The 18,004-nt window shown below is 69.4% G+C and carries 17 protein-coding genes; 6 read left to right on the forward strand and 11 right to left on the reverse strand.

What is annotated here, in order from left to right; translation table 11 throughout:
- The first annotated feature begins 162 nt into the window (after positions 1–162).
- The gene (locus QRN19_RS15475; protein ID WP_285028066.1) at positions 163–1,803 is read left to right on the forward strand and encodes a stealth family protein; all 1,641 of its coding nucleotides are present in this window, start codon (positions 163–165) and stop codon (positions 1,801–1,803) included.
- 164 nt (positions 1,804–1,967) lie between these two features.
- Here the strand turns inward: QRN19_RS15475 and QRN19_RS15480 are convergent, their stop codons facing one another.
- Positions 1,968–3,047, reverse strand: coding sequence for an SDR family oxidoreductase (locus tag QRN19_RS15480; protein WP_285028067.1), 1,080 nt, complete (start codon positions 3,045–3,047; stop codon positions 1,968–1,970).
- Between the two features lie 167 nt (positions 3,048–3,214).
- On the reverse strand, positions 3,215–4,153 hold the full coding sequence (locus QRN19_RS15485) for a phosphodiesterase (RefSeq protein WP_285028069.1): 939 nt from the start codon (positions 4,151–4,153) through the stop codon (positions 3,215–3,217).
- A 179-nt stretch (positions 4,154–4,332) separates the two neighbouring features.
- Here QRN19_RS15485 and QRN19_RS15490 point away from each other — a divergent pair, with 179 nt between their 5' ends.
- Positions 4,333–5,100 carry a DUF1353 domain-containing protein gene (locus QRN19_RS15490; protein ID WP_285028070.1) on the forward strand — a complete coding sequence of 256 codons (768 nt, stop codon included), beginning with the start codon at positions 4,333–4,335 and terminating at the stop codon, positions 5,098–5,100.
- 94 nt (positions 5,101–5,194) lie between these two features.
- On the opposite strand, the gene QRN19_RS15495 is transcribed toward QRN19_RS15490, so the two are convergent.
- The 5 genes from QRN19_RS15495 to QRN19_RS15515 are packed head-to-tail and all read right to left on the reverse strand — an operon-like array spanning position 5,195 to position 10,349.
- Positions 5,195–5,974 (reverse strand): ABC transporter ATP-binding protein, encoded by a 780-nt coding sequence (locus QRN19_RS15495; RefSeq protein WP_285028071.1) that lies wholly within the window; start codon positions 5,972–5,974, stop codon positions 5,195–5,197.
- Positions 5,971–6,792 (reverse strand): ABC transporter ATP-binding protein, encoded by an 822-nt coding sequence (locus QRN19_RS15500; protein ID WP_285028073.1) that lies wholly within the window; start codon positions 6,790–6,792, stop codon positions 5,971–5,973. The genes QRN19_RS15495 and QRN19_RS15500 overlap by 4 nt, the downstream gene beginning before the upstream one ends.
- 38 nt (positions 6,793–6,830) lie before the next feature.
- Entirely contained in the window at positions 6,831–7,712 is an 882-nt protein-coding gene (locus QRN19_RS15505; protein WP_285028075.1) for an ABC transporter permease, read from the reverse strand.
- The gene (locus QRN19_RS15510) at positions 7,709–8,782 is read right to left on the reverse strand and encodes an ABC transporter permease (protein ID WP_228501403.1); all 1,074 of its coding nucleotides are present in this window, start codon (positions 8,780–8,782) and stop codon (positions 7,709–7,711) included. Before QRN19_RS15510 ends, QRN19_RS15505 begins: the two co-directional genes overlap by 4 nt.
- Positions 8,766–10,349 (reverse strand): ABC transporter substrate-binding protein, encoded by a 1,584-nt coding sequence (locus tag QRN19_RS15515; protein WP_285028078.1) that lies wholly within the window; start codon positions 10,347–10,349, stop codon positions 8,766–8,768. Before QRN19_RS15515 ends, QRN19_RS15510 begins: the two co-directional genes overlap by 17 nt.
- Positions 10,350–10,523: 174 nt before the next feature.
- On the opposite strand from QRN19_RS15515, the gene QRN19_RS15520 reads away from it, so the two are divergent.
- Complete coding sequence (locus QRN19_RS15520) at positions 10,524–11,084, forward strand: Lrp/AsnC family transcriptional regulator (RefSeq protein WP_079003723.1); 561 nt, start codon at positions 10,524–10,526, stop codon at positions 11,082–11,084.
- A 33-nt stretch (positions 11,085–11,117) separates the two neighbouring features.
- On the opposite strand, the gene QRN19_RS15525 is transcribed toward QRN19_RS15520, so the two are convergent.
- Positions 11,118–11,501 carry an avidin-fold protein gene (locus QRN19_RS15525; protein ID WP_285028080.1) on the reverse strand — a complete coding sequence of 128 codons (384 nt, stop codon included), beginning with the start codon at positions 11,499–11,501 and terminating at the stop codon, positions 11,118–11,120.
- Between the two features lie 181 nt (positions 11,502–11,682).
- On the opposite strand from QRN19_RS15525, the gene QRN19_RS15530 reads away from it, so the two are divergent.
- Both QRN19_RS15530 and QRN19_RS15535 read left to right on the forward strand, forming a co-directional pair.
- Positions 11,683–13,095, forward strand: a complete 1,413-nt coding sequence (locus tag QRN19_RS15530; protein ID WP_285028081.1) for an aminopeptidase P family protein — start codon at positions 11,683–11,685, stop codon at positions 13,093–13,095.
- A 131-nt stretch (positions 13,096–13,226) separates the two neighbouring features.
- Positions 13,227–14,705 (forward strand): SulP family inorganic anion transporter, encoded by a 1,479-nt coding sequence (locus QRN19_RS15535; protein ID WP_285028273.1) that lies wholly within the window; start codon positions 13,227–13,229, stop codon positions 14,703–14,705.
- A gap of 21 nt (positions 14,706–14,726) precedes the next feature.
- On the opposite strand, the gene QRN19_RS15540 is transcribed toward QRN19_RS15535, so the two are convergent.
- Positions 14,727–15,071, reverse strand: a complete 345-nt coding sequence (locus QRN19_RS15540; protein ID WP_285028082.1) for a type II toxin-antitoxin system PemK/MazF family toxin — start codon at positions 15,069–15,071, stop codon at positions 14,727–14,729.
- Positions 15,068–15,325: a CopG family ribbon-helix-helix protein gene (locus tag QRN19_RS15545; RefSeq protein ID WP_285028083.1), complete on the reverse strand. Its 258-nt coding sequence runs from the start codon at positions 15,323–15,325 to the stop codon at positions 15,068–15,070. The genes QRN19_RS15540 and QRN19_RS15545 overlap by 4 nt, the downstream gene beginning before the upstream one ends.
- A 202-nt stretch (positions 15,326–15,527) precedes the next feature.
- Between QRN19_RS15545 and QRN19_RS15550 the strand changes: the two genes are divergently transcribed.
- Positions 15,528–16,613, forward strand: coding sequence for an NYN domain-containing protein (locus QRN19_RS15550; RefSeq protein WP_285028084.1), 1,086 nt, complete (start codon positions 15,528–15,530; stop codon positions 16,611–16,613).
- Positions 16,614–16,704: 91 nt separating this feature from the next.
- On the opposite strand, the gene QRN19_RS15555 is transcribed toward QRN19_RS15550, so the two are convergent.
- Positions 16,705–17,988 (reverse strand): M18 family aminopeptidase, encoded by a 1,284-nt coding sequence (locus QRN19_RS15555; protein ID WP_285028085.1) that lies wholly within the window; start codon positions 17,986–17,988, stop codon positions 16,705–16,707.
- Positions 17,989–18,004 lie beyond the last annotated feature (16 nt).

An 18,004-nucleotide genomic window follows, 5' to 3' on the forward strand; every position in this document is an offset into this window, starting at 1 on the left:
TGCGACCCCGTCGCAGTCAAGCCGCGAGCGGTCCCGGGCGACGGCCGTACAATAACGAGGAACCCACTCCCCAGCAGACCAGAGGCGGACACGATCACGAACGAACTCGACGACCAGCGGCCAACCGTCGGCACTCAGGCACCGACGGCCTTCACCAGTACCGTGAAGGACCCGATTCCGCCGGAACTCCCGTTCACCACCGCCCCTGAGCTCGTCCTCGTCACCGGTGGCTCACGATCCCAGCGCTTCGACCGCCCCGACGTCGTGCAGCGCAAGGGCGTCTACACCCTCATCAACGGTCACCTGACCCCGCAGCAGTCGATGGTCGAGGACCTCCTCGCCGTCGCCGACGTGCTCGACGCGGCCGAGATCGAGTACCTCCTCATCCGGGGCGAGCACGACCGCCCCGTGATCGTCGTCGACCGCTCCCTGCGCAAGCGCCTGCAGACCGCACTCGCGGAGGCGTTCGCCGATGAGCCCTTCTACAGCGTGCCGCTCAAGGCACGCATGTCGTCGGTGAAGCCGGCCGGTGATCCGCACCTCCTCGCCGACGGCCTGCTCACCGGCGCCCGCAAGGCGGAGGTGTTCCGGCTGTACCGACCGCGCATCGAACCACTCGGCCGCCTCCGCTACGGCATGGAGACCGCGCTGCAGCTCGAACTCTGGCGCTTCGGCGACGAGGAGATCACCGCGCCCGTGGAGAACGTCCTCATGCGGACGTACATGCCGCGGACGGAGGCCGTCGAGACGACCGTCGAACGCTACGGCCGCAGCTGGCGGACGCTCGAGCACATGTTCGGCGCGCTCGCGAGCGACGTCACCTTCGACATCGACCTCGTCTTCTCGTGGGTGGACGGCTCCTCCGAGGAGTTCCAGCGCGCCCGCGCCAAGCGGATGCAGAGCTACGTCGTCGGCGACGGCGACGACTCCGACGCCCGCTTCCGCCAGATCAACGAGCTCAAGTACGCCCTCCGCAGCGTGCACACCTTCGCCCCGTGGATCCGGCGCATCTTCATCGCGACCGACTCCCCCGCGCCCGAATGGCTGGCCGAGCACCCGAAGGTCACCATCGTGCGCAGCGAGGAGTTCTTCCGCGACCTCGACGCCCTGCCGACGCACAACTCCATGGCCGTCGAGAGCCAGCTCCACCGCATCGAGGGGCTGTCGGAGCACTTCCTCTACTCCAACGACGACATGTTCCTCGGCCGACCGATCAGCCCCGAGCTGTTCTTCTCGCCGGGCGGCATCAGCAAGTTCGTCGAGGCGACCACCCGCATCGGCCTCGGGGCGAACGACCCCTCCCGCAGCGGCTTCGAGAACGCGGCCCGCGTGAACCGTCGGCTCCTGCACGAGCGCTTCGGACGCGTCACCACCCGTCACCTCGAGCACTGCGCCGCGCCCCTCCGCCGGAGCATCATGGCGGAGATGGAGCAGGAGTTCGCCGAGGAGTTCCGCGCGACCGCCCACAGCGCCTTCCGTGCGGCCGACAACATCTCGGTGACGAACTCGTTCTACCACTACTACGGCCTCATGACGGGTCGCGCGGTGCAGCAGACCCAGGCGAAGGTCCGCTACATCGAGACGACGCTGAAGCAGTCGCTCGGGCAGATGGAGCGACTCCTCAAGCGACGCGACCAGGACATGTTCTGCCTGAACGACGGCAGCCGCCCGGAGATCTCGGTGGAGCAGCGCACCACCGCGGTGATCGACTTCCTCGAGCGGTACTTCCCGTTCCCGGCACCGTGGGAGCGCGAGGCTGCCGTGCCGACCGCGCTGGAGGTCGAGCCCGCCAAGCTCAGCTGACCGCCCTTCGTTCCCCGAGGACGTCACCCGGTCACTGAGCTTGTCGAAGTGCGGCCCTTCGACAAGCTCAGGGACCGGGACGGTCGCCACCGTTCGACAAGCTCAGGGACCGGGATGGGCGCTCGGGGGCCGGACGGGCCCTCAGGGCCTGGAGGCCGGGGTACTCAGGGGACGATGCGCTCCTCGCGGAGGCGGTCGAAGATCGCGGTGAATGCATCGAGCGTCCGGCGATAGCCGGTGAAGCCGGCGAGTCGGCTCTTGCTCATGTCGGTGACGACCTCGATGTCCCGGCCGAGGTCGCCGTCGGTGTGCCACCACGACGCCACGCGCGAGAGGTCGGCCTCGACGAGACCGTGTTCGGCCACCAGCTCGGCCCAGGTGCCCTCGATTCCCGCCATCTGCTGTTCGAGCGGGCGCGGCGCGGTGTCGAAGCCCTCGGGCTCGACGCCGAGGTGAGCCGCCAGTCGGGGCCACATCCAGCGCCAGCGGAAGACGTCGCCGTTGACGATGTTGAACGCCTCGTCCGCACCGGCCGGTGAGGTCGCCGCCCAGAGCATCTGCTCGGCGAGGAGGCCGGCGTCGGTCATGTCGGTGAGGCCGTTCCACTGGGTCTCAGAACCGGGGAACACGAACGGTCGGTCGAGCCGTTTGCAGAGCGCCGCCTGCACCGCGAGCGTGGACGCCATGTTCATCGCGTTGCCGACCGCGTGCCCGATCACGGTGTGGGAACGGTGCACCGACCAGGTGAACCCCGCTCGCGCGGCCGCGGCGAAGAGCTCGTCCTCCTGCTCGTAGTAGAAGTTGGGCGTGTCCAGCCGGTCCTCGTCCTCGTGGAACGGGGTGTCGGGCATCTCGCCCGCCGCATAGGCCTCGAACGGGCCGAGGTAGTGCTTCAAGCCGGTGACCAGGGCGACGTGCTGAACGGGCTCGGCGGAGAGGGCGGCCAGGAGGTCGCGCACCATGCCGCCGTTGACGCGGATGTTCTCGGCCTCGGTGTCCTGGCGCGACCAAGCGGTGAAGAACACGTGGGTGACGCCGGTGCCGCCGAGCGCGCGCGCGAGGTCGTCCGCGTCCCGGAGGTCGGCCGCGACGTGTTCGACCTGCGGGTGGGCCGCCGGCGCGCGGCGAGCGAGGGCGAGGATCCGCCAGCCGCCGTCCTCGAGGAGCTGCGACACGATCGCGGAACCGGTGATGCCGCTGGCGCCGACGACGAGTGCGGTGCGGGGTGCTTCTGGGGAGGTCATCCGTCCACGATAGGCGCGTCGGACCAGCGAGGCTCCCGGAACGGCGGACCCGCCGGGCTGCGGTACCCTGCCGGCTGCCGCCCTTCGACAAGCTCAGGAACCGGAAGGGGAGCTCAGGGACCGGAGGGGGAGTTCAGGGACCGGGGCTGCCTCAGGGACGACGGTCGCTAGACCAGGACGCCGATCGGCATCGTCAGCGGCGGCTCCGGCTGCACGGGCACCGTGTCGGACACGGGCAGCTCGATGCCGTCGCGAGCGAGGAGGCGCGCACTCTCCTCTGCGTCGATGTAGTGCAGCGGCGGGGTCTCCCCCAGCGGCACCACCGAGTGCAGGACCGTCTTGCCGTAGACGTGGACGAGGTTGAAGGCCCGCGCGCCGTCGCGACCACGGGTCCCGCCGACGGGCACGTTGAGGTCCTGCGTGTAGCAGGTGGCCGACGCTACGGAGACGGGGATGCCGGCGAAGGTCGCGGTCGACGAGTAGTGCAGGTGCCCGGCGATGATGCTCCGGACGTCGGACCCCTCGAGCACTTCGGCGAGCTTCGCCTGATCGCGCAGCTCGACGCTCACGGCGAGGTCGAGCACACTCGGGACGGGCGGGTGGTGCATCGCGAGGATCGTGCCGTGGGGCGCCTTCGTCGAGAGTTCCTCGGCGAGCCAGTCGAGCTGCTCGTCCGACACCTCACCGTGGTGGTGCCCGGGGACGCTCGAGTCGAGGGTGATGACGCGGAGGCCGTTGACGTCGTACACGCGGTCGACCGGGCGGGTGGTCGGCACCTCACCGAACAGCCCGGCCCGGAACGCCTGGCGGTCGTCGTGGTTGCCCATCACCCAGATGACCTGCGATCCGAGGCGCTCGGCGACCGGCTCGACGATCGAGCGGATGCGGTCGTACGCGTCGGGTTCGCCCTTGTCGGCGAGGTCGCCCGTGAAGACGATCGCTTCGGGCCGACCGCCGGACGCCTCGAACTCGGCGAACAGGTGACGCAGGTGCGTCTCACTGTCGACGCTGTCGTAGAGGCTCCCCCCACCGGCGAGGAGGTGCGTGTCGCTCACATGGAGCAGGAAGTGATCGGGCCTCGGGTACTCGGCCGTGCGAAGACTCACGTGACAACTCTCGTTCGAGCGATGCTCTCCGAACCGCATCGCAGCTGTTTGACCATCTGACCAGACTCGGTTGAACGGCAACGGAACGCCACGCTACGACGCGGGAAACTCGTGAGCAAGGTCAGAGGCCGACATCCAGGGGACTCACACCTGACGGTGGGCTGCGGGAGGATGTCCGCATGCCCTACCTCGACGACGATGAGCAGCCGCTGCAGCGGATCGATCTGGCGCAGATCCCCCCGACCGGACGCCGCTTCCGGCTCGAGCGGCGGATCGGGTTCCAGGAGCACGCCCCGGACGGTCCCGTCGTGTGGGCACCGGCGTCCGACGACGGGCGCGACGGCGACCGCGCGGAGGGATGGACCGACCTCGCGTCCGTCCCGGGCGTCCTGTGGAGCTTCATCGGCAGCTACGGCCGGCAGTCCGCGCCGGCCGTCGTGCACGACCACCGGGCACTCCTCGCACTCGGGCTCCCGCCGGACCAGGCACTCGAGCAGCGTCTCGAGGACGACAGACAGTTCCGCGTCGGCCTCCGCCACCAGCGGGTGCCGCTCCTCCGGGCCTGGCTCATGTGGGCCGTCGTGTCGGTCGAGCGGTACGTCAGGCACGCTCCAGGCGTCGCCGCCGTGCTGATCGGACAGTCGGTCCTCGGGGTCCTGGCCGTCTGGGTCGCGACGATCGGACTCGTCACGCCCGTGCTCGGCGCTCCGACACCCGGGTGGCTCGGTCTCGCGGTGGCACCCGCGGTCCTCGCCGTATGCTGGCGGGAGGAGCGGAGACTCCTCGTCTGGTTGCCGTACGCGGGTGCGCTCCTCGGGCCACTCCTCCTCGTCCAGCTCGCAGCGGTCGGGGCGTTCCGGCTCCTCGAACTGCTCGTCCGGGAGACGATCGACCGCCCGTTCATCGACGACTCCCCCGGCCCCGTCGGCCCGCCGACCCTCCGCTGACCGGTTCCCTGTCTCAGGAACGCCTCGGCGTGTCGAGCGCGGGGGACCCGACACGCCGAGACGCTCCTGAGACAGGGACGGAGCAGAGGTCCGGCTAGGCGCCCGGGAGGGTGCCGAGTCCGTCGACGACCGGGATCGCCGCGAGGAGCCGCTGCGTGTAGGCGTCCTGCGGGTCGGACCAGACGCGGTCGACCGGACCGTATTCGACGATGCGACCGGCGCTCATGACCGCCACGTCGTCCGCGATGACCCGGACGACGGACAGGTCGTGACTGATGAAGAGGAGCGCCGCGCCCGTCTCGACCGCGAGCTTCCGCATGAGCTTCGCCACCCGTGCCTGCAGGGAGGCGTCGAGCGACGCGATCGGCTCGTCACCGATGAGCAGTTCGGGACCCGCCGCGATGGCTCGTGCGATCGCGATGCGCTGTCGCTGGCCACCCGAGAACTGGTGCGGGTAGCGGGTGCGGCTGGCGGCGTCGAGCTCGACGTGCTCCAGCAGCTGACCGACGTCCCACGCGTCGCGCACCGGGTTGACCCGGAGGCCGTCCTCGATCTGGCTCCCGATCGTGCGGCGCGGGTTGAGCGAGGCGTACGGGTTCTGGAAGACCATCTGGATCCGCAACAGCTCCGGTGCGCGCTTCCGGAGACCCAGCTTGCCGATCGGCGTCCCGTTGAACGTGATCGCGCCACCCGAGGTCGGTTCCAGCCCGCAGACCGCTCGCGCGAGGGTCGACTTGCCGCAGCCCGACTCCCCCACCAGCCCGAGCACCTGTCGCGGTTCGAGGTCGAAGCTCACGCCGTCGACCGCGTTCAGCGTGCCACGACCGGGCAGCTTGTACGTCACATGGACGTCGTCGAGGTGCAGCAGCGTCATGACGCCGCCTCCGTTCCCGTGTCGGGCAGCGCGTCGATGAGCGCCTTGGTGTACTCGTGCTGCGGATCGGTGATGACCTGGTACCGACTGCCGTGCTCGACGATCTCGCCGAGCCGCATGACCGCGATCGTGTCGGCGAGCGCCGACATCACCCCGAGGTCGTGGGTGACGAGGATGATCGCGATCCCGAGCTCGTCGCACAGCTTCCGCAGCAGGCGGAGGATGCCGGCCTGAACGGTGACGTCGAGCGCTGTCGTCGGTTCGTCGGCGATGAGCACGGACGGCTCGCACATGAGCGCCGAGGCGATCGCGATGCGCTGCAGCTGCCCGCCCGAGAACTGGTGCGGGTACTTGCGCAGCGCCGCCTCCGGGTTCGGGACGGCGACGAGGCCGAGCATCTCCAGCGCCCGCGCGTGGGCGGCCGCCTTCGAGGCTCCCGTGTGGTGCCGGTAGTGATCGACGAGCTGGGCCTCGACCGTGAGCATGGGGTGCAGGCTCGCGGTCGGGTCCTGGAAGATCATCGCGATCTCCGTGCCGCGGTACCGGTTCATGGTGCGCTGCTTGAGCCCCACGAGTTCGGTGCCGTCGAAGCGGATGCTGCCGCCGAGGTCCGCCCCGGCCGGCAGGAGGCCGCAGATCGCGAGCCCGGTCATGGTCTTGCCGGACCCCGACTCACCGGCCAGCCCCGTGATGCGACCGGCGGGGACCTCGAGGTCGATGCCGCGGAGGATCTGCTTGGCGGCGGCGCCGCGACCGAAGCCGAGCGTGAGCCCCTCGATGACGATCCCGCCACCGCCACCGCCTGCTGACTGGGTCATGTCGCGTCCTTTCGGATCGGTCACTCCGTGCTCGCCGCTCACAGCGCGCGCCCCTGCACGGCTTCCTGCGACCGCGGGTCGAGGGCGTCGCGGAGGGCGTCGCCGAGGAAGTTGAAGGCGAGCACCACCGTGAGGATGGCGAGTCCCGGGAAGACCGCGATCCACCAGGAGGAGAAGTTCTGCACCCCGTCGGACACCATCGCACCCCAGTCCGGCGTCGGCGGGACGGCACCGAGGCCGAGGAAGGAGAGACCCGACAGCAGCAGGATGGCCGTACCGACGTCGAGTGTGGCGAGGACGACGACCGGCGACACGACGTTCGGCAGGATGTCCTTGCCGAGCGAGGTGAACGGCCCGTTGCCGAGCAGACGACCGGCGATGACGTACTCGGCACCCCTGGCTCCGATGACGAGTGAACGCGTCACGCGGGCGTACGCCGGCCACGACACGATGAGCATCGCGATGACGGCGTTCGTGAGGCTCGGGCCGAGCGCCGCGGCGATGACCATCGCGAGGATGATCGTCGGGAACGCGAACACGAGGTCGGCGATCCGCATGATGGTCTCGTCGAGCGCCTTGCCGAAGTAGCCGGCGATCGCCCCGAGGAGCGAACCGATCAGCATCGCGAAGATCACGAGCATGAGGGCGAGCGGGATCGAGACCTGCGCGCCGCTGACGACCCGGGACAGGACGTCGCGGCCCACCTGGTCGGTGCCGAACCAGTGCGCGGCACTCGGGGCCTGCAGCCGGTCGAAGTCCTGGGCGAGCGGGTCGAACGGCCGGATCCACGGCGCGAGCACCGCGACGAGCAGCCAGAAGAGCACGATGACACCACCCGCGACGGCGAGCGGGGTGCGCAGCTGCTTCGAGATGTGGAGGCGGCCCTTGCGCTTGGTCTGGACGGCGAGGACGTCGGTCATGCCACCCTCACTCTCGGGTCGATGAAGCCGTACAGCACGTCGACCAGGAAGTTCAGGCCGATGTACACGAAGCCGACGATGAGCCCGACGCCCATGATCGCGGGCAGGTCGAGTTTGGTCGCCGCGGAGTACGCGTACTCGCCGAGGCCGTGCCACGAGTACACCTTCTCGACGAGGACCGTCCCGGACAGCAACGACCCGAAGGCGACGCCGAGCACGGTGATGATCGGCACGAGTGCCCCGCGGAGGACGTACCGGGTCACGACGACGTGGCCGGGAAGGCCCTTCGCCCGCGCTGCACGGACGTAGTCGAGGTCGAGCACCTCGAGGATCGCCGACCGCGCGAACCGGGTGAGCAGGCCGATCGTGTAGAGCGCCAGGACCGAGGCGGGCAGGATCAGGTGGGCGATGGCGTCGCCGAAGGTCGACCACTGGCCGGCGAGCAACGCGTCGATCGTGTACATCCCGGTGACCTTCGGCGGCGGGATCGCCGCGGGCGAAAGCCGTCCGGAGCCCGGGAACCAGTGCAGCTGGGAGAAGAACACGAAGTAGACGACGAGTGCGAGCCAGAACGACGGCACCGAGATACCGATGAGGCTCACGACCCGGATGACCTGGTCGGTGATCGTCTTCCGGCGCAGCGCGGCCCACATGCCGAGGCCGACGCCGATGATGATCGAGATGACGATGGCGGTGAGCGCCAGTTCGGCCGTGGCCGGGAAGGCGCGACCGAGTTCGTCCGCGACGGCGCCGCGGGTCTGCTGCGAGGTCCCGAGGTCGCCCTGGAACAGGTTCGCGACGTAGGTGACGTACTGCACGGGCAGTGGCTTGTCGAGGCCGGCGCTCTCGCGGAACTGCGCGACGATCGTCGGATCAGCCGCGGCCTGCTCACCGAGCGCCGCCTGCACGGGGTCCGCGGGGACGAGGTTGGTCAGCGTGAAGGTGACGAGCGTCACCCCGAACATCAGGAGGACCGTGAGGCCGAGCCGGATGCCGAGGTAGCGCGCGAGCGGGTGGAGACCCGCTCGCGCGCTGGACGTCGTCGGTGCGACGCTACTTGATTCCGGCAAGATCGACGGTCCACGTCGGGTTCAGCGGAACCTCGGTGATCGTGGTCGCGGTGACCACGTTCTGCGCCGGCTGCAGGAGCGGGATGAACGGTCCGCTCGCGTTCTGCGCCTTCTGGAGGTCCTGGTACGCGGCGGCACGGGCGTCCGTGTCGGTCGCGGCGAGCGCCGCGTTCGCGAGGTCGGTCACGGTCGGGTCGGCGCCTGCCGGCCAGCCCGCACGGAGGCCGACGAGCTCACCCGGCGTGAACGCGAGGTAGTTCGACGGGTCCGGGAAGTCCGGGCCCCAGTACCAGAGACCCACGGTCTCCTTGCCGTCGCGGTAGGCGTCCAGCTCGGTGGCGACCGGAGCCGGGGCCAGCGTGATGGTGATGCCGACCGACTTCAGCTGCGCCTGGACCGACTCGGCGATGCTCTGGAGCGAGAGCCCCTGCACCGTGATGTCGTTCGGGAAGTTCAGCGTGACGGCTTCGCCGGCGTAGCCAGACTCCTTGAGGGCCGCCTTCGCCGCATCGGCGTCGAACTGGTTGCCGTCGGCGGCGTCGAGCGCACCGTTGAAGATCGAGGGGATGAAGCCACCGGGACGGACGGAACCGTCGCCGGCGAGGTCGACGATCTTGTCGTAGTCGATACCGAGCTTGACGGCCTCGAGGAACTTCGGGTTGCTCGTGATGTCGCTGATCGCGGGGTCCTGGTTGAGCATGAGGAAGATCATGTAGCGCGAGGGGTTCGCGATGATCTTCACCTTCGAGTCGTCGAGCTCGGAGACCTGGTCCGGGTTGAGGTCGAGGGCGACCTGGGAGTCACCGGCCTCGACGTTGAGCTTCTGGGTCGGGCCCTGCACGTTGCGGAGGACGACGCGCTCGTACGCGGGCTTGGTCCCCGTGTACTCGGGGTTCGCCGTGAAGACGACCTGCGAGGCGGCGTCGAAGGACTCGAGCTGGTACGGGCCGGAGCCCGCGGAGGTGGTGTTGAGGAACGACTCGGCCGCGTCGTCGGCGGTCGCACTGCCACCGTTCTCCTCGACGACCTTCTTGTTCACGACGCCGAGGGCCGGGTTCGGCAGGATGAACGGGAGGGCCGGGTTCGGCGTCGCCGAGGTGAGCGTGAGGGTCGTGTCCGAGGTCTTCTCGATCGTGACGCCGTCGAGCAGGAAGGACGGGTTGCCCTTCACGCCCTGGACGCGCTGCAGCGAGAACACCGCGTCGTCGACGGTCACGTCGGAGCCGTCGGAGAACTTCTTGCCGTCCTTCATCGTGAGGGTCATCACCGTGTTGTCGGCGTTCATCTCGTAGCTCGCGAGGCCGTCGACGGGGGTGGTGACGTCGTCGTCCTTGAACGTGAGGAGGGTCTCGTAGAGCGCCTTCGCGACGATCGAGCCGGTCGTCTCGTACTCGCGGTTCGGGTCGGCGGTCTTGAGGTCGAAGGACGCGTCGACGACGAGCGACTTGCCCGCGCTGTCATCGAAGCCGCCTGAGGGGGAGCAGGCGCTGAGCGCGAGGCCGGCGGCGAGGGCGAGGCCGAGGGCCGCCATGCCGCGCCGGCTCGTGCGGCTGAAGGATCGTGACAAGGTGGAGCTCCTTATCTGGTTGGAGGGATGAGCTGAAAGTAGTGCGATACGCGATCATTCGTCAATCCACAAGCCGTTACCAAAGAATAATTGTCTCGATTTCGCGGCGAATCTGCCATATTCTCTCAAACGACCGCCAGGACCACCGCTGAATCTGGACGTTTGGAGCAATCGATGCAACTCGACGACACCCACATCCGCATGTTGGAGCTGCTCCGAGAGGACGGCCGGGCTTCGGTCGCCGCACTCGCCGAGGAACTCGGGATCTCCCGCTCGAACGCCTACTCACGCTACGAGGCGATGCTCCGCGCGGGCGTCCTGAAGGGGGTCCACGCGGAGATCGAGCCGGCCACGGTCGGGCTCGGCGTCGCGGCGATGGTCTTCATCACGCTGCGCCAGAGTCAGTGGGCGGACTTCCGCGCGCGGTTGTCCTCGGTCCCGGAGCTGGAGTACTTCGCCGTCACGACCGGCGAGCACGACGCGATGATGCTGATCCGGGCCCCCGACGTGGCGGCGATCCACGAACTGGTCGCCACCCGGCTCGCACAGTGGCCGTCCATCAAGGCGACGACGACCGTCTTCCTCATGGACGAGGAGCGGTCGAACGTGTCGCTCCGCATGACGAGGTCCGAACGCACGAGCGTCGAGGACTCCGGCGAGCGCTTCGGCATGACGCGGTTCGTCCGAACGAGCGACGAGCGCGCCCAGCGGGTGCCGGAGCGCCGCGGACGCTGACCCGCCGGCGGTGGCGCACCGATCCTGACGGGCTCAGGCGGCGGCGATCTCCCGACAGACGCTGACGTGCGACTGACCGTCCGGGCCGATGAAGTCCTCGGTGAGGATGAACGAGCCGTCCTCGGCGCGGGAGATGATCGAGCTCGCTTCGCCGCGCGTCGTCAGGTCGCCGGCACGGTTGCGGTGCACGAACGAGATGTCGATGCGTTCGCCGGTGCGCACCCCGCAGAACCGTCCGACAGAGACGGTGTCGCCGACGTATTCGCCCCACAGCACGCCGTGCGTCTCGTGGTAGACGAATCGCGTGGGCGCGTCGGCGTCGACGACGCTCGCGGACGACGACACCATGTCGAACACCTTCGCATCGAGGTTGAAATCGAGCGCGGCGCTGGTGCCGGTGTCGGCGGTTCCTGTCATGCCGTCATTCTGCGGAGGCGTCCGAACAGGTGTCAACCTGCCGACGATCCGTCCATCCCGTCCGTCACCTGAGCCGGTCGGACAGGACGAAACGCCGGATCCGACGGTACGGACGGGATGTTCCGCTGGCTCCGACTGCCACAGCTTGACGGCGTCCGCCGCTGGTGGCTTACTGATCTCCATGTGTCCAGACAGCCTCCAGTTCCGCGACCCCCGCACCCAGCCACTCCCCCGGGACGACGCGTTCCGCGAGTACCTCGCGACGGGCTGGGGCGCGGTGGACCGCTCCGTCGACCTCGCCGAGGGGGCCGGCGCAGCCGCCGGGCGTCACCGTGACGCCATCAGCGCCCAGTTCCCCGGCCGCTGGCTCGTGATCACCGCAGGACGCGCCGTGACGCGCGCGAACGACACCGAGTTCCCGTTCCGTCCGGACAGCGACTTCGTGTGGGTCACCTCCTGTCAGGCGGAGGGCGCGGTCCTCGTCATGCGGCCGACCACTGGTGGTCACGACGCGACGCTGTACCTCGCCGAACCCGTCGGTCCCGGTGAGGAGGCGTTCTACGCCGACGCCATGCGCGGCGAGCTCTGGATCGGCCCGTCCGCCGGACTCCCCCAGTGGGCCGAGGCGCTCGGTATCGAGGTCCGCTCCCTCGAGGTGCTCGACGAGGCCCTCGCGCTCGTCCCCGCCGACGCCCTCCGCGCGGGTGCTCCGGAGCCTCGCGTCGACGGTCGACTCGCGGCGTCGCGGGAGCTCCTCGTCGCCCTGTCCGCCGCGAAGCTCGTCAAGGACGACTGGGAGATCGCGCAGCTCCGTGCCGCGGTGGACGCCACGGTCGGCGGGTTCCGCTCCGTCGCACGCGAACTGCCCGCCGCCATCGAGTTCGGCGGAGAACGCTGGTTGCAGTCGACCTTCGAGCGCCACGCCCGCACCTTCGGCAACGGCGTCGGGTACTCGACCATCATCGGCAGCGGACCACACGCTCCCACGCTGCACTGGACGCGCTGCGACGGTCCGGTCCTCCCCGAGCACCTCATCCTCATGGACGCCGGTGTCGAAGCCCGCTCCCTGTACACCGCCGACGTGACGAGGACCTTCCCCGCGAGCGGGTCCTACACCGCGGCGCAGCGCGAGGTCCACGACCACGTCGAGCGGGCCCATCGCGCCGCGATGTCGCAGGTCGGCCCCGGCCGGTCGTTCATCGACATGCGGAACACGGCCTACGAGCAGATCGCCACGAGCCTCCGCGACCTCGGCATCCTGCAGGTGTCGGTCGACGAGGCGATGTCGCCGAACGGCCAGCAGCACCGCCGCTACCTGCCGAGCGGCACCGGCCACCACCTCGGACTCGACGTGCACGACTGCGCCCGCATCGGCGACGAGCGGTACCTCGACGAGCCGTTGCAGCCGGGCGCCGTCCTGACCGTCGAGCCCGGTCTCTACTTCCACGCGAACGACCTCACCGTCCCGCCGGAGCTGCGCGGTATCGGCGTCCGCATCGAGGACGACCTGCTCGTGACCGCCACCGGCCACGAGGTCCTCTCCGCAGCACTCCCGATCAGCGCAGACGGTCTCGAGGCCTGGTTGCGGAGCTGATCCTCGGTTCACAACTCAGGACGGTCGTCGCGTGTCGCGGCGCGCCCCTCCGGCGCGAGCGGCGACACGTCCGGTGCGTCCTGCGTTGCGAACGAGCCTAGGCTTGCACGGTGAGTCAGCCCGACGCCCCCATGCGCACCGCCGTCCGCCCGAGCCCCGGCGTCATCGCGACCCTGCGGAACCCCAGGGCCTTCAGTGTCGAGATCCTCGCCGGGATCGTGACGACGCTGGCGCTCATCCCCGAGGTCATCTCCTTCTCGATCATCGCGGGCGTCGACCCGAAAGTCAGCCTCATCGCGTCCGTCGTGCTCGCGATCTCGATGTCGATCCTCGGCGGGCGTCCGGCGATGATCACTGCCGCCGCGGGAGCCGTCGCCCTCGTCGTCGCGCCGCTCGTCAAGGAACACGGCGTGGAGTACCTGCTCCCCGCCGTCATCCTCGCTGGCCTCATCCAGATCGTGTTCGGCGTGACCGGTCTCTCCCGGCTCATGCGGTTCATCCCCCGCTCGGTGATGATCGGCTTCGTCAACGCGCTCGGCATCCTCATCTTCGTCGCCCAGGTCCCCCACCTCCTCGGCGTCCCGTGGCTCGTCTACCCGCTGTTCGTCGTCACGGTGCTGATCGTCCTGCTGCTCCCCAAGCTCACGACCGCAGTGCCGGCGCCGCTCGTCGCCATCGTCGTCGTCACCGCGATCACGATGATCGCGCACGCCGCCGTACCGACCGTCGGCGACCAGGGTGACGTCTCCGGTGGCCTCCCCGGGCTGACCGCGCTGCTCGTTCCGCTGAACCTCGAGACGCTCGGCATCATCTGGCCGACCGCGCTGAGCGTCGCGTTCGTGGGGCTCATGGAGACCCTCCTCACCGCGAAGCTCGTCGATGACATCACCGACACGACGTCGTCGAAGGGGCGCGAATCGTGGGCCCTCGGCGTCGCCAACATCCTGGCCGGGTGGTACGGCGGGATCGCCGGTTGCGCGATGATCGGTCAGACGGTCGTGAACGTCAAACTGGGGCGCGCTCGGACGCGGATCTCCACCTTCGTCGCCGGCGTCTTCCTCCTGCTGCTCGTGACCGCGCTCAGCCCGGTGATGGCGCAGATCCCGATGGTCGCGCTGGCGGCCGTGATGATGATCGTCGCCATCAAGACCGTCGACTGGCACAGCGTGCGCCCGGCGACCCTGCGACGGATGCCGATCCCCGAGACGGTCGTGATGGTGGTGACCGTCGCGGTGGTCGTCATCACCCACAACCTCGCGATCGGCGTCGCTGCAGGAGCCGTCCTCGCGATGGTGCTCTTCGCGCGGCGCGTGGCTCACGTGATCCGCGTCCGCCGGGTCCTCGCGGACGACGCCGCCTCCGTCCGGTACAGCGTCATCGGCCCCCTGTTCTTCGGCAGCAGCAACGACCTGGTCGAACAGTTCGACTACGCGGCCGATCCCGCGGACGTCGTCGTCGACTTCACCGCCTCGCAGATCTGGGACGCCTCGAGCGTCGCCGTCCTCGACGCCGTGCAGGAGAAGTACGCCGCACACGGCAAGCAGGTCGTGTTCACCGGACTCGACGAACGCAGCTCCGCCTTCCACGGGAAGCTCACCGGCCACCTCTGAGCCGGTCGACCCGGCACCACCTCAGAGGTTCAGCACTCGACGGAGCCCCGCGTCCAGGTCCAGTGACAGGGTGACGGGCACCCTTCCGGCGGCCGGACCGAGGTCGTCCTCATCGAGGGTGAGCAGCTGCGTGGTGTTCACGACCGAGTCCTTCGGCAGTCCGGAAGCCGTCGCAGGGAGGAACACGTTGCCCGGGAGCTCGGCGAGCGCTGTGTTCGACGTGACGACCGCGACGATCACGGTTCGGAGTGCGCTCCGCGTGTAGGCGTCATGTTGGACGACGACGACCGGGCGCCGCCCGGCGGGCGCACTCCCCCGTTCGCGAGGGCCGAGATCGACCCACCGGATGTCACCGCGGCGGATCACCAATCGTCACCCGCAGTGAGTGCGGCAAGGCGGTCGCGTCCGGCCGCGGCGACGCCCCGCACTTCCTCCGCCGAAGCGACTCCCGCGTGCCGCAGCGCGGTGTCCACTGCGGCAGTGAGACCGGCGGCATCGGTCTCGTCGAGATACCGACTCGCCGCCGCTGCGAAGAATTCGGACCGGTTGACACCGAGCTCGGCGGCGCGAGCCTCGACGCGGGTGAACAGTTCATCGGGCAACGAGATGGCGGTCTTCACAGGTCAGAGTATAACCGGGTATAACTTTGGTTGCGACCCTGGGCTGAAGATGTCGACGGCGTGACTGGGCATGCGACCACGGTACGCAGCCCAGGTCGGTCACGGCCTGGCCGGCGCAGCAGCGGTGGAGAGGAGCCCCCACAAGCCGGTCTGTGGAGGACTGAAGTCGCCGATTCGCAGGCCACCAGAGGATGATGGAGTCATGGCAGAAACCGGAACGCCCAGAGTCGCGGTCTACATCGACTTCGACAACATCGTCATCTCGCGCTACAACCAGCTCTACGGGAAGGCGGCGTTCAGCCGGGATCGCGCGCGGTCCCACGTGCCCTCCGCCGCACCCGAAGGCGACGAGATCTCCGAGCGTCTGCAGGCCGCGCGGGTCGACGTGGGCGCCATCCTCGACTACACCTCGTCGTTCGGGAACATCGTCATCAGCCGTTCCTACGCCGACTGGTCCGAGCCGGTCAACTCCGCGTACCAGAAGGACCTCGTGGACCGCGCGGTCGACCTGACGCAGATGTTCCCCACGACGAAGGCGATGAAGAACGGTGCCGACATCCGCCTCGCCGTCGACGTCGTCGAGGACCTCTTCCGCCTCCCCGACCTCACGCACATCGTGATCGTCGCCGGCGACTCGGACTACATCTCCCTCGCGCAGCGCTGCCGACGCCTCGGACGCCACGTGATCGGGATCGGTGTCGCCGGTGCGACGAGTCGTGCGCTCATGGCGGCGTGTGACGAGTTCTCCGACTACGACGACATCCCTGGGATCGTCCGCCCGGTCGTCACGCGCACGCCCCGGACCCCTGCCGCCGTCGAGAACACGGCTGAGGTCTCGGCTGAGGAGACACCGAAGTCCACGCCCAAGTCCGGCGGGCGTCGTCGCGCCTCGTCCGGGTCCACGCCGACGGCCGAAGCTCCGGTCGCCCAGACACCTCCGCGGATCGGCGGCCTCTTCACCGAGCCGGTCTTCAGCCACCGTGACGCCGACGACCTGGACGACACCGACGACGAGACCGCGGACCCCTCCGGCCCCGACGCACAGCGTGCGGCGACCGAGCTCCTCGTGCGGGCGCTCCGCCTCGTGCACGCGAAGAACGACGACGAGGACTGGCTGCTGAACGCCGAGGTGAAGAACCAGATGATCCGTATGGATCCGGCGTTCAAGGAGAAGCCGCTCGGCTACCGCTCGTTCAGCGACTTCATCAACTCGCGCTCGGACCTCGTCGAGGTGAACCCGGACGCGAGCCCCGACGGACGTCGTCTGCGGCTGCGCGAACTGGGCTGAGCCCGGCCCCGCAGCAGGAGATCAGCGTCGCAGCAGGACCGTCCGCCTCGCGGCGTCCTGTTCCGACGCGGATCTCTCGCTGCGGCGTGGCTCAGGCGCCCCGGAAGAACGCCTGGACCGCTGCGCTCAGAGCGGTCGGGTCGTCGATGTGGCACAGCTCGCGGGCGGAGTGCATCGACAGCAGCGGCGTCCCGACGTCGACCGTCCGGATGCCGAGTCGCGTCGCAGTGAGCGGGCCGATGGTCGAGCCGCACGGCACCGTGTTGTTCGACACGAAGTCCTGCGAGACCACTCCGGCCGCGGCGCAGCTCCGCGCCCACAACGCGGCCCCGAGGGCGTCCGTGGCGTAGCACTGGTTCGCGTTGATCTTGAGCAGTGGACCACCACCGGCGATCGGCCGGTTGGCCGGGTCGTGGCGTTCCGGGTAGTTCGGGTGGATCGCGTGCCCGGCGTCGGCGGACAGGCACCAGGAGGCGGCGTACGCCTGGAGTCGTTCGGACGTCGTCGCGCCGAGCGACGCGCCGATGCGGGTGAGGACGTCGTCGAGGAACGGACCGCTGGCACCGGAGGTCGAGGCCGAACCGAGCTCCTCGTGGTCGAAGGCGGCGAAGACCGTGATGTGTCCGGCCTCGTCCGTCGCTCCCCCGTCGCTCGCGGCCAGCAACGCCACGAGTCCAGCGTGGACCGAGGTCAGGTTGTCCATCCGGCCGGCGGCGAACAACTGACCGTCGAGACCGAATCGCCGGGGCTCCTGGGTGTCGGCGACGAGCACGTCGTACCCGGCGACCATCGACGCGTCGATGCCGGCGATCCCTGCAAGATGCGCGAGCACGTCGGCGCCGGCGAGGTCACCGACCCCGTAGACCGGCTGCAGGTGGCGCTGGCGATCGAGGACGAGGCCGTCGTTGGCGCTTCGATCGAGGTGCACGGCGAGCTGCGGGATACGGAGGAACGGACCGGTCCGGACGAGGTGCACGGTCCCGTCGAGCGTCACCAGGCGTCCGGCGAGTTCGAGCTCACGGTCGAGCCAGGAGTTGAGGAGCGGTCCGCCGTAGACCTCCACCCCGGCCTGCAGCCACCCGTGCGCGCCGGTCGTCGGCTTCGGCTTGAGTTTGAAGCTCGGCGAGTCCGTGTGCGAGCCGAGGATGCGGAACGGCGTCGTGGCGTGGGCTTGCGCGGGCTGCACCCAGGCGATCACCGCGCCCTCGCGTTCGACGAAGAACCGGCCGGCGCCACCGTCCCAGGACTCGGTCTCGAGCCGCCGGGTGAAGCCGGCCGCCGTGAGGCGCCGAGCACCCTCCGCGACCGCGTGATACGAGGTGGGCGAGGCGACGATGAAGTCGGCGAGGTCGGTGATGTGGGCGACGGAGTCCATCCCACCATCCTCCCAC

It is taken from the genome of Plantibacter sp. ME-Dv--P-122b (assembly GCF_030209375.1).
In the GTDB taxonomy this organism is placed as follows: domain Bacteria; phylum Actinomycetota; class Actinomycetes; order Actinomycetales; family Microbacteriaceae; genus Plantibacter.

Bases quoted from the DNA above. Each gene is read 5' to 3' on its own strand.
- QRN19_RS15495 (WP_285028071.1), bottom strand. From the start codon at position 5,974: ATGACGCTGCTGCACCTCGACGACGTCCATGTGACGTACAAGCTGCCC.
- QRN19_RS15505 (WP_285028075.1), bottom strand. From the start codon at position 7,712: ATGACCGACGTCCTCGCCGTCCAGACCAAGCGCAAGGGCCGCCTCCAC.
- QRN19_RS15530 (WP_285028081.1), top strand. From the start codon at position 11,683: ATGTGTCCAGACAGCCTCCAGTTCCGCGACCCCCGCACCCAGCCACTC.
- QRN19_RS15550 (WP_285028084.1), top strand. From the start codon at position 15,528: ATGGCAGAAACCGGAACGCCCAGAGTCGCGGTCTACATCGACTTCGAC.
- QRN19_RS15500 (WP_285028073.1), bottom strand. From the start codon at position 6,792: ATGACCCAGTCAGCAGGCGGTGGCGGTGGCGGGATCGTCATCGAGGGG.
- QRN19_RS15490 (WP_285028070.1), top strand. From the start codon at position 4,333: ATGCCCTACCTCGACGACGATGAGCAGCCGCTGCAGCGGATCGATCTG.
- QRN19_RS15525 (WP_285028080.1), bottom strand. From the start codon at position 11,501: ATGACAGGAACCGCCGACACCGGCACCAGCGCCGCGCTCGATTTCAAC.
- QRN19_RS15480 (WP_285028067.1), bottom strand. From the start codon at position 3,047: ATGACCTCCCCAGAAGCACCCCGCACCGCACTCGTCGTCGGCGCCAGC.
- QRN19_RS15535 (WP_285028273.1), top strand. From the start codon at position 13,227: ATGCGCACCGCCGTCCGCCCGAGCCCCGGCGTCATCGCGACCCTGCGG.
- QRN19_RS15555 (WP_285028085.1), bottom strand. From the start codon at position 17,988: ATGGACTCCGTCGCCCACATCACCGACCTCGCCGACTTCATCGTCGCC.
- QRN19_RS15520 (WP_079003723.1), top strand. From the start codon at position 10,524: ATGCAACTCGACGACACCCACATCCGCATGTTGGAGCTGCTCCGAGAG.